This is a genomic window from Limimonas halophila (assembly GCF_900100655.1).
In the GTDB taxonomy this organism is placed as follows: Bacteria; Pseudomonadota; Alphaproteobacteria; order Kiloniellales; family Rhodovibrionaceae; genus Limimonas; species Limimonas halophila.
This window is the reverse complement of sequence record NZ_FNCE01000024.1, coordinates 1-9086: the sequence shown is the minus strand read 5'-3', so window position 1 is coordinate 9086 and position 9086 is coordinate 1. Positions and strand designations below refer to the sequence as shown.

The following is a 9086-nucleotide window of genomic DNA, read 5'->3' as shown; positions in this document are numbered from 1 at the left end:
GCCGGTCTGCTGCTCCAGGATCGCCGCGACGTGGTGCAGGCGCTGCTTCACCGCGTCGACGCGCGAGGCGACCTGCTTCATCTCCTGACCCGTCGAGGCGACGACCTCCTGGCCCTCGCGCACGCGCCGGCCGCTGTCCTCCATGGCGCCGACGATGTTGGTGATCTCGCCCTGCAGGGTCTCGATGCGCCCGCGGATGGTTTCCGTGGCCTTCTGCGTCTGATTGGCGAGCGACTTCACCTCATCGGCCACCACGGCGAAGCCCTTGCCCGCCTCGCCGGCGCGCGCCGCCTCGATCGTGGCGTTGAGGGCGAGCAGGTTGGTCTTCTCCGCGATGTCCTGGATCTGCTGAACGATCTCGCCGATCTGCTGGGACGCCTCGGAGAGTTTGCTGACCTGCCCAGAGGCCTGCTCCACGCTCGCCACGAGGCCGTCCATCGTCTCCGCCGCCTGATCCGCCGCCTTCACGCCGGCATCCGCGCTGTCCGCGACCTGATCGGCCTCCTGCCGGGCTTCCTGGGAGTGCTCGGTGATGCTGCCGACTGAGGTGGACAGCTCCTCCACGGCGGAGGAGATCGACTGCGCCCGGTCGTCCACCGCGCGCGCCTGCGGCACGGCGTCGGCCACCTCGAACACTGCGCGGCTGGCGGCGACGGAGATGTCCACCGTGCGCGTCAGCGCGTTCATGGCGCGATTCGACTGCTGGTCGGCCAGCTTGCGCAGGCGCTCGGTCACGGGATCGTCGCCCGCCGGCACCTCTTCCGCGCGCCCTTCGAGCAGGAGGTCCAGGCGCGCGGCCAGGGTGTCCAGGTAGCTCTGGGTGGCGACGGCCGTCTCACCCCCGGCGGCCGTCGCATTGGCATCGGCTTCGCCCCGATCCCGCAAGCGGTCGAGCAACGCCACGGTCAACCTCCCCACACCGATTCTTTGCCTTGGTTATCTCGAATGAAATCAGAATAGGATTAAACGTACCACGCGGACGGGAACCAACCAACGGCGCCGTCCAACCCGCGCGTAGCAGCAAAGGATGTCACGCGCCGGCCAGCCAGGCGTCGATCAGGCGGCGCGCGATGGAATCGCGCCGGGGCAGGTGGAAGGTTTCGTCGTTCGGCGCGCGCAGCAGCTCGTCGCGGTGGTACCAACGCGCGCGTTCCAGCTCGTCCGGATGGACGCTGAGCGGCGCGTACGGCGCCTGCACGTGGAAGCCGACCATGAGCTGCGCCGGGAAGGGCCAGGGCTGCGAACCCATGTAGCGCGGTGGCTCGACCGTCAGGCCGATCTCTTCCGCCACCTCGCGCGCGACCGCTTCCTCCAGGCTCTCGCCCGGCTCCACGAAGCCCGCGAGCACGGTGTGCATGCCCGCCGGATGGCGCGGCTGACGCCCCAGCACGCAGTGCTCGCGCCCGTCGTGGACCAGCATGATGACGGCGGGATCGGTGCGCGGGTGATGCGAGACGCCGCAATCGGCCCGCGTGCAGATGCGCACGTGGCCGCCGTCCTTGGCCGCCGTGGGCGCGCCGCAGCGCCCGCAAAAGCGGTGCCCGCGGTGCCAGCGCAGGACGGCGCGGGCGTAGGCCAGCAGGGCGCCGTCCGCGCGGTCGAGCTGGGGGCCGATGCGACGCAGGTCCTGAAACGTGCCCTGGTTGCCGACGGCGTCCAGCACCTCGGTGTCCGCGAGCCCCGAGAGGTCGAGCGCGAAGACCGCGTGCTCCCCCTCCTCGGAATCGGTCTCCAGCCCCAGGAAGACGACCTCCTCGGCCAGCTCCAGCGCCAGGCTCGCCGCCTCGCCCTGGAGCCGCACGGGCCGCGGCTCGCCCGTGTCGGTGACGTGGCTGCTGTCCCGCCAGACCGCCACGAACGCGGTCGCGGGATCGGTCAGGCGCGCCGCCAGCCACGCCGGCTGCGTGCGCCGATCTCCCGCGCGATCCAGCGGACAACCGGTATAGGGAATGGGATCGCCGACCATGCCGGGATCGTGATCGCATACCCCGCCCGGCCTGGCAATCGCGCACTGGAACGCACGCGTGGCCGTCCTTACCTTGACGGGAAGACACCGTGAACGACGGGGCCGCGCCATGGCCGCATCGACATCGCTACCCACCGGTTTCTCCCGGCGCACCGTGCTTGTTGGGGCGCTGGCGGGTGGGGCTGCGCTGGCGCTGCCGCTGGGCGGGCCGGCACGGGCCGCGCCCCTGCCCGGCGAGGGCGTCGCCGCCTTTCGCATCATCCGCGCGGACAAGGACATCGGCACGCACAAGATGGCCTTCGAACGCCTGGGCGATGGCGGCGAGCGCGTGCGCACCGTCATCGACATCGAGGTGAAGGTCTTCGGCTTCTCCGCCTACCGCTACACCCACCGCGCCGAAGAAGTCTGGCGCGACGGGCGCCTGGAATTGCTCGACACCTCGACCGAGCGCAGCAATGGCCCGGACAAGCAGGTGCACGCGGAGCGGCGCGGCGGCGCGCTCGCGGTCACCGGCAGCGGCGGCGAGCACACGCTCGACGGCGAGGTCCTGACCACCAGCCTGTGGCACCGCGACACCCCGAAGCAGTCGCGCCTGCTGGGCATCGAGGACGGCACGCTCAAGAGCGTCGAGGGGCGCTTCGTCGAGGCCGCCCGCGTCGCCACACCCGAAGGCGAGCTGGACGCGCGGCGCTACGCCGTGCGCGGGGAGTTCAGCCGCGACCTCTGGTACGGCGGCGACGGCCGGCTGCTGCGCGTGGAATTCACGACCGACCGCGACGGCTCGCGCATCGTGCTGGAGCCGGAGCGGCTGCCCGGCTGACTCCCGTCGCCCTCACCGCATCCATCGCACCGCCTGGGCGTGGAGTTCCGGCGTGGCAGCGGCGAGGATGTCGCGGATGCCGCTCACGGGCAGCGGCTGGCCGGCACAGTCCGTCACCACGCCGCCGGCGCCTTCCACCACCAGCTTGAGCGGCAGGTAGTCGTGCGGGTCCAGACCGGCGTCCACGGCCAGGTCGAGACGCCCGCTCGCCAGCAGGCCGTAGCTCAGCGAATCCCCGCCCGGCTCGACGGCGGCCACGCGGTCCATGAGCGGAATGCGCGCGCCCGGCGCCGCGCCGCTGTACGGCCGGCTGGTGCTCAGCCACGCGTTGGCCAGATCGGTGCAGCGGCGCGCACGCACTTGCCGCCGCCCCTGTGCGTCGATGTGCACCGTCGGCTGCCCGCGCACCGCCAGCCAGCGCTCCGCCAGGGCCGGCAACTCGACGACGCCCAGCAGCGGCAGTCCGTCCACCACCAAGGTGATGAGCGTGGCGAAGGTGGGCGTGCCCGTGGCGAAGGGGCGCGTGCCGTCCAGCGGATCGATGTGCCAGACGCAGCGCGCACCGGGCCGCGTGGCCGAGCGTTCCTCGCCCTCGATGCCGTGGTCGGGGCGCGCCGCCGCGATGGCCGCGCGCATGGCGTCCTCCGCCTCAAGGTCGGCGACGGAGACCGGAGACAGATCGTCCTTGCTGGCGATGGCGCCGCCGCCCCGGAAGTGGCGCAGCGTGATCTCGCGGCCCATGTCGGCGAGCCGCTCGGCCAGGGCGAGGTCGGCGGGATCGGGGTGCGGATCGAGTGGGGCGAGGGGCACGGATATATCCCGGCGTCGGTTCTGAGCCACGGGGAGCATCGGGCGCAGGGGGCGCCGGGTCCACCCGTCTTGTGACTCATTGCGTCCGCGACGCGACGCCACACGCCGATCGCGCGCGGGGCCACACGCCGGCGTTGCGCGCGCGTATCAGGCGATCAGCGGATCGCTCTGCGACGTATCCAGCGCGTCATCGGCGACGGGCACGCCCAAATCGGCGAGAACTTCCAGATCGGTCCGGCCGATCGCCTTCTCCTGACCGGGCCCGATCGAGGGCGCCATCAGCCCCTCGGTCAGGTGGGCGTCGTTGGCGAGCGCCACCTCGCCCGCCGTCTCGCCCTCGAAGGTCAGGCCGGCGAAGAAGCTGGTCTCCGTGCCGGCCTCGAACGCCGTCTGCGCGCCGTCGAACGGACCGGTGGCCGTGAAGCCGAGCACGTGGCCGAGCTCGTGCTTGAGGATGGTCTCGGCGTCGAAGCGATTGGCCTCGGTGCCGTCGCCGAACGCGAACTGCGAGAGGTCGCGGGCGAAGGTCACGTACGCGTCGGGTTCGTCCGGCCGGCGCTCGCGGCCGTCACGCAGCTCCTGAACCACCTCGCTGCGCACCAGATCCTGACCGTCCGCCGTGGTCTTGCCCGTGTCCAGCAGGTTCGCGCGCGCCGTGGCGATCGTGTCCGCCTCGGCGGTCTCCGTCGTGTCCACGGCGATGTCGATCTGCGAGTCCGTGGCGAGATCGAAGGTCTCGGTCCAGGCCTTCCACGCCGCGTCGAAAGCATCCGCGATTCGATCGCGCGCGCCCGCGAGCGCGTCGCCGACGAAGCTGAGGTCGAGCGTCGCCTCGCCGTCACCGCCGTCTCCGGGCCGCGTGTCGGGCCGCTCGTCGCCCGGCTCGTTGCGGGTTTCGATGATGAGCGTGCGCGCGCGGCTGGTGTTGCCGGCGGCGTCCGTCGCCGTGACCTGAAGGGTGGCCTCGTTGGGACCGGTTTCGAAATCGTTGAGCGGCGAGTCCGCGCCGGCTTCGGTGAGCCGGACCGTCCCGCCGTCGTCGACGCTGAACCACGCGCTGCCCGGGCCGCCCAGCGAGAGATCCGCCACCCCGGAGCCGAAGACGCCGTCGAGCGCGACCACCTCGCCCACGGCCTCGCCCGCGACCGCGTTTTCCCGAAACGCCAGCGGGCGGGCCAGCACGATCGGCGGGCGCGTGTCCGCGATATCGAAGCGGGGATTCTCGAAGAGCGAAAACGGTTGGTCGAAGCCCGGATCGAACCGCATGCCGGCCTCCCTGCGGGCCTGCCACGAATGGTTGCACCGTCTACCGCCCGAGGATGCGCCCGCCCCCGGTGGCGTCAAGGCGCGCGGCGATCACGACCGCTTGCGGCGTCTTTTCTCCGGCGCCCAGATATCTTACCTATAGGGTCAGGAATGCGCCGGCGCGATCACGCGCGGCCCAACAGCGAACGACCCACAGCGCACCACACGGGCGGACTCAGCCATGTTCATCCAGACCCAGGCCACGAACGACCCCGACGTGCTGGCGTTCATCCCCGGCGGCGAGGTGCTGCCGGACGGGCCGCTGGCCTTCAATGCGCCCGAGGAAGCCGGGCGCTCGCCCCTGGCCATGCGCCTGTTCGAACTGGAGGAGGTCCGATCCGTCCAGCTCAACCCGGACTCCATCGAGGTCACGAAGGCGCCGAACGCGGAGTGGCTGACGCTCAAGCCGCATCTGCTCGCGGCCATCATGCAGCACTTCACGACCAACCAGCCGATCCTGGAGACACGCCAAGCCGGCGGCGACGGCGACGCGGCGGACGACGAGCTCGGCGCGGCCGAGTTGGACCCCGAAACGTTGCCCGAACCGGAGTCCGACCAGCCCCAACACCTCATCGATCAGGTTAAGGAACTGATCGACACGCGCATTCACCCGGCCGTTAGTCAGACCGGCGGCAACGTGGCCTTTCATTCCTTCGTGGGCGGCACGGTGAACCTCAAGCTCGAAGGCCAAGCCTTCGCCCTGCTGGAGCAGATCAACTACATGCTCCAGCACTACGTGCCGGAGGTGGAGGCGGTTCAGGACTACAAGGACGCCATTCCCAAGCCGGGCCTGCAAACGCCCACCGGGCGCACGGTCAAGGATATCCTGGACAACCGCATCAACCCCGCGGTCGCGGCCCACGGCGGCCACATCTCCCTGATCGACGTGCGCGGCAACCGCGTCTACCTGCGCCTGGAAGGCGGCTGCCAGGGCTGCGGCATGGCCGACGTCACGCTGAAGCAGGGCGTGGAAGCCGAAATCAAGCGCAACTGTCCCGAGATCGAGGAAATCCTCGACGTCACCGACCACGCATCCGGCTCCAACCCCTACTTCCAACCCGGCAAGGGCGGGGGCGGCGCCAGTCCCGTGGCGTAAAGCCCGCGCCCGTCGCACCCATCGACCCGCGTGGGCAGCCGTGTCGGCGGCCGTCCGGGGAACCGTCGCGCGCCACCCGCGCACGGCGGCGAGCATCGCGGCGCGACAGGATCACGGTGCGGCAAGCGCGCGGCCGACGGTGGCCGGATCAGCCGACCACAGCTTCCACTTGGCTGCGCGCATCGGCATCCTCCAGGCCGTCCATCGCGGACACCATCATGGCTGCCGCCGTGACACCCTCCTGGTGCGCGGTGCCGGCGTCCACGCCGCCGCCCGTCGCTTCGTCCACGGCCTCCTGATACGCTTCCTTGATGGACTCAGCGTCCATGACGCGCCTCCCGTCGCCGGTTGCCGCGCCAAGCCCCGGTGGGGATCACACCGCAATCGGCTTAACGGCGCGTGAAGCGACGCCGTTAACGAGGCGTTGACACGAAACTTCGGGCGCAGGCGTACGAACGGCCCATGCACACGAAAAACGGGGCCTGGTCGTCCCCAAGCCCCGTTTACCGCCCTGTTGCCAACACCACGCGCCAAGCCGGGCAAAGCCGTTTGCCGCGCATGGACGAGAAAGCCCCACCCACCTCGACGCGACGCCGGTGTCGAATGACAGATGGGCTTAAACGGCCTTCCGTTTACGCCGGTGTCGCGGGACCAATGCGATCAAGCAGCCCCGTTGAGGCCAGAGAGACCCATTCAGCCGCGACGTTACGCCGGTGTCGAATGACAAATGGGATAGAACGGCCGCCGTTCTATTCCGTCATGATCTGGCGCCGGGCTTCCTGGTGGAAGTCGTCGAGCCGGCGGTCGAGCAGGTGGTCGTGGACCTCGACGTTCGCGGCCTGGAGGTCCTGGCGCACCTTGGCCTTCACGTCCTCGTCCCCGGGCTCGCTCAGGTCGCTGTTGATGACGTCGCGGGCGTACTGCTCCGCCTCATTGCCCTTCTTGCCGAGCTGCTCGGCGACCCACAGGCCGAACAGCTTGTCCCGGCGCGCCTGGATGCGGAACTTCAGGCTCTCGTCGTGGACGTACTGGCTTTCGTAAGCCTCTTCGCGATCTTTGAAGCTCATCGTCGCTCTCCTCAGCCGCGCGCGCCGTCGAGCTATTGGGTTTGCTGCGCAGCATCTTATAACGGGCGGGGCGGAAAAGGTGAACCGTTCGCGTGAGGGCGCGATGTGCACGCTGGTGGTGCTGCGCCAGCCGGGGGGGCGCTGGCCGCTCCTGGCGGCGGCCAACCGGGACGAGATGCGGGGCCGGTCGTGGCGGGCGCCGGGCCGCCACTGGCCCGACCGGCCGCACGTCGTCGCCGGGCTGGACGAGGCCGCGGGCGGCAGCTGGCTGGGCGTCAACGATCAGGGCGTGCTGGCGGCCGTGCTCAACCGCCACGGCACGCTGGGCCGCATGGACGACAAGCGCAGCCGCGGCCTGCTGGTGCTCGACGCGCTCGACCACGGCAACGCGCGTTCGGCCGCCGAGGCGCTGGGCCGGGAAGATCCCGGGCGTTATCAACCGTTCAACCTCGTCGTGGCGGACCGCACCGACGCCTACTGGCTCAAGCACGCCGGTCCCGACGGCACGGAGACGGAGCGCGGGCGCATCCGCGTGGAGGCGCTGCCGAGCGGAGTGTCCATGCTCACCGCCGGCAACCTCAACGACGCCACCGACCCGCGCATTCGCCGCCACCTGCCCCGCTTCCTCAAGGCGGCGCCGCCCGATCCCGACACCGACTCCTGGGACAGCTGGACGCGCCTGCTGGGCGTGCGCCCGCCGGACCACGCCGCCGACCCGCGCGAGGGCATGGCGTTCGAGACCGACAGCGGCTTCGCCACGCTGTGCAGCACCCTCGTCGCGCTTCCGGCCGGCCAGGCGCCGCCGGTCCTGCGCTTCGCCGATGGCCCGCCCGACCGCGCTCCCTTCCGGCCCATCGCGGCCTGAGCGCCGCGTTTGTCACCCTCGGGGCCGGCTGCTATACACCGCATCCATCGCAAACCCAGGTGAAGACCGAGGATCGCCATGCGACGCAGGCGGCTGTACGAAGGCAAGGGCAAGGTCCTGTTCGAAGGGCCCGAGCCCGGCACGGTCGTTCAGTACTTCAAGGACGACGCCACCGCCTTCAACGGCGAAAAGACCGGCACGATCACCGGCAAGGGGGTGCTGAACAACCGCATCTCCGAGTTCCTGCTCAGCCGTCTGAACGACGTCGGCATCCCCACCCACTTCATCCGCCGGCTGAACATGCGCGAGCAGCTCGTGCGCGAGGTCGAGATCGTCCCCGTCGAGGTGGTCGTGCGCAACGTCGCCGCCGGCTCCTTCGCCAAGCGCTTCGGCGTCGAGGACGGCACGCCCCTGCCCCGCGCCATCGTCGAGTGGTACTACAAGTCCGACGCGCTGAACGATCCGCTCGTCACCGAGGAGCACATCACCTCCTTCGGCTGGGCCACGCCCCAGGACCTCGACGAGATGATGCAGGTCGCCCTGCGCGTGAACGACTTCCTGTCCGGCCTCTTCATCGGCTGCGGCCTGCGCCTCGTGGACTTCAAGCTGGAGTTCGGCCGGCTCTGGGAAGACGAGGACATGCGCCTCGTCCTCGCCGACGAAATCAGCCCCGACTCCTGCCGCCTCTGGGACGTCGAAAGCGGCGAGCGCATGGACAAGGACCGCTTCCGCAAGGACCTCGGCGGCGTCGAGGAAGCCTACCAGGAAGTCGCCCGCCGCCTCGGCGTTCTCCCCGAAGCCGGCCCCACCGACATCCAGGGCCCCACCGTCATGCAATAAACTGAAGCCAGTTTAATCGCATCAATCACTCGACACCGGCGTAGCGTGTCGGGCGAATGGGTTTTTCTAGCCTGAACGACGGGGTGTTTCGTCGCCATCGTCCCGCGACACCGGCGTAAACATGAGGATGTTTCATCCCTTCTGTCACGCGACACCGGCGTAGCCGGTCGAGCGAATGGGTCTTTCTAGCCTAAGCGGTCATGCGGTCCGCTCTATGAGGTTATACCAGCGGCTGTGGAGGTATATTGATTTTGGTATATGGCCTCATTCTGTCTTTCTCCTGAAAGGAGAAAGGACCAACCCGCCGATGCCGCAGC

The 9086-nt window shown here is 69.9% G+C and carries 10 protein-coding genes; 4 read left to right on the top strand and 6 right to left on the bottom strand.

The features are described 5' to 3' along the window. Together BLQ43_RS14100 and nudC are read right to left on the bottom strand one after the other, a co-directional pair. Positions 1–903 (bottom strand): methyl-accepting chemotaxis protein (locus tag BLQ43_RS14100; RefSeq protein WP_245659600.1); only part of this gene is annotated, 903 nt, incomplete at its 3' end. A gap of 127 nt (positions 904–1030) precedes the next feature. Continuing rightward, a complete protein-coding gene (nudC, locus tag BLQ43_RS14095; protein WP_090022645.1) occupies positions 1031–1966 on the bottom strand; it encodes an NAD(+) diphosphatase in 936 nt (311 codons plus the stop codon). Positions 1967–2075: 109 nt separating this feature from the next. Here nudC and BLQ43_RS14090 point away from each other — a divergent pair, with 109 nt between their 5' ends. Next, positions 2076–2786: a DUF6134 family protein gene (locus BLQ43_RS14090; RefSeq protein WP_143006296.1), complete on the top strand. Its 711-nt coding sequence runs from the start codon at positions 2076–2078 to the stop codon at positions 2784–2786. Between the two features lie 12 nt (positions 2787–2798). On the opposite strand, the gene BLQ43_RS14085 is transcribed toward BLQ43_RS14090, so the two are convergent. Together BLQ43_RS14085 and BLQ43_RS14080 are read right to left on the bottom strand one after the other, a co-directional pair. Then, positions 2799–3596 carry an inositol monophosphatase family protein gene (locus BLQ43_RS14085; RefSeq protein ID WP_176758701.1) on the bottom strand — a complete coding sequence of 266 codons (798 nt, stop codon included), beginning with the start codon at positions 3594–3596 and terminating at the stop codon, positions 2799–2801. A 147-nt stretch (positions 3597–3743) separates the two neighbouring features. Further along, on the bottom strand, positions 3744–4862 hold the full coding sequence (locus BLQ43_RS14080) for a cadherin repeat domain-containing protein (RefSeq protein WP_090022633.1): 1119 nt from the start codon (positions 4860–4862) through the stop codon (positions 3744–3746). A gap of 220 nt (positions 4863–5082) precedes the next feature. On the opposite strand from BLQ43_RS14080, the gene BLQ43_RS14075 reads away from it, so the two are divergent. Beyond that, positions 5083–5997 carry a NifU family protein gene (locus tag BLQ43_RS14075; protein ID WP_090022630.1) on the top strand — a complete coding sequence of 305 codons (915 nt, stop codon included), beginning with the start codon at positions 5083–5085 and terminating at the stop codon, positions 5995–5997. A 148-nt stretch (positions 5998–6145) separates the two neighbouring features. Here BLQ43_RS14075 and BLQ43_RS14070 read toward each other — a convergent pair whose 3' ends face one another. Both BLQ43_RS14070 and BLQ43_RS14065 read right to left on the bottom strand, forming a co-directional pair. Further along, positions 6146–6325 carry a hypothetical protein gene (locus BLQ43_RS14070; protein WP_090022625.1) on the bottom strand — a complete coding sequence of 60 codons (180 nt, stop codon included), beginning with the start codon at positions 6323–6325 and terminating at the stop codon, positions 6146–6148. 421 nt (positions 6326–6746) lie between these two features. Continuing rightward, positions 6747–7064 (bottom strand): DUF1476 domain-containing protein, encoded by a 318-nt coding sequence (locus BLQ43_RS14065; RefSeq protein ID WP_090022621.1) that lies wholly within the window; start codon positions 7062–7064, stop codon positions 6747–6749. A 79-nt stretch (positions 7065–7143) separates the two neighbouring features. Between BLQ43_RS14065 and BLQ43_RS14060 the strand changes: the two genes are divergently transcribed. Both BLQ43_RS14060 and purC read left to right on the top strand, forming a co-directional pair. Then, complete coding sequence (locus tag BLQ43_RS14060) at positions 7144–7929, top strand: NRDE family protein (RefSeq protein WP_218119225.1); 786 nt, start codon at positions 7144–7146, stop codon at positions 7927–7929. A gap of 78 nt (positions 7930–8007) precedes the next feature. Further along, positions 8008–8769, top strand: coding sequence for a phosphoribosylaminoimidazolesuccinocarboxamide synthase (purC, locus tag BLQ43_RS14055; protein WP_090022614.1), 762 nt, complete (start codon positions 8008–8010; stop codon positions 8767–8769). Positions 8770–9086: the final 317 nt, after the last annotated feature.

Coding starts and splice junctions, on each gene's coding strand:
- nudC (WP_090022645.1), bottom strand. CDS start 1,966: ATGGTCGGCGATCCCATTCCCTATACCGGTTGTCCGCTGGATCGCGCG.
- BLQ43_RS14090 (WP_143006296.1), top strand. CDS start 2,076: ATGGCCGCATCGACATCGCTACCCACCGGTTTCTCCCGGCGCACCGTG.
- BLQ43_RS14080 (WP_090022633.1), bottom strand. CDS start 4,862: ATGCGGTTCGATCCGGGCTTCGACCAACCGTTTTCGCTCTTCGAGAAT.
- BLQ43_RS14075 (WP_090022630.1), top strand. CDS start 5,083: ATGTTCATCCAGACCCAGGCCACGAACGACCCCGACGTGCTGGCGTTC.
- BLQ43_RS14070 (WP_090022625.1), bottom strand. CDS start 6,325: ATGGACGCTGAGTCCATCAAGGAAGCGTATCAGGAGGCCGTGGACGAA.
- BLQ43_RS14065 (WP_090022621.1), bottom strand. CDS start 7,064: ATGAGCTTCAAAGATCGCGAAGAGGCTTACGAAAGCCAGTACGTCCAC.
- purC (WP_090022614.1), top strand. CDS start 8,008: ATGCGACGCAGGCGGCTGTACGAAGGCAAGGGCAAGGTCCTGTTCGAA.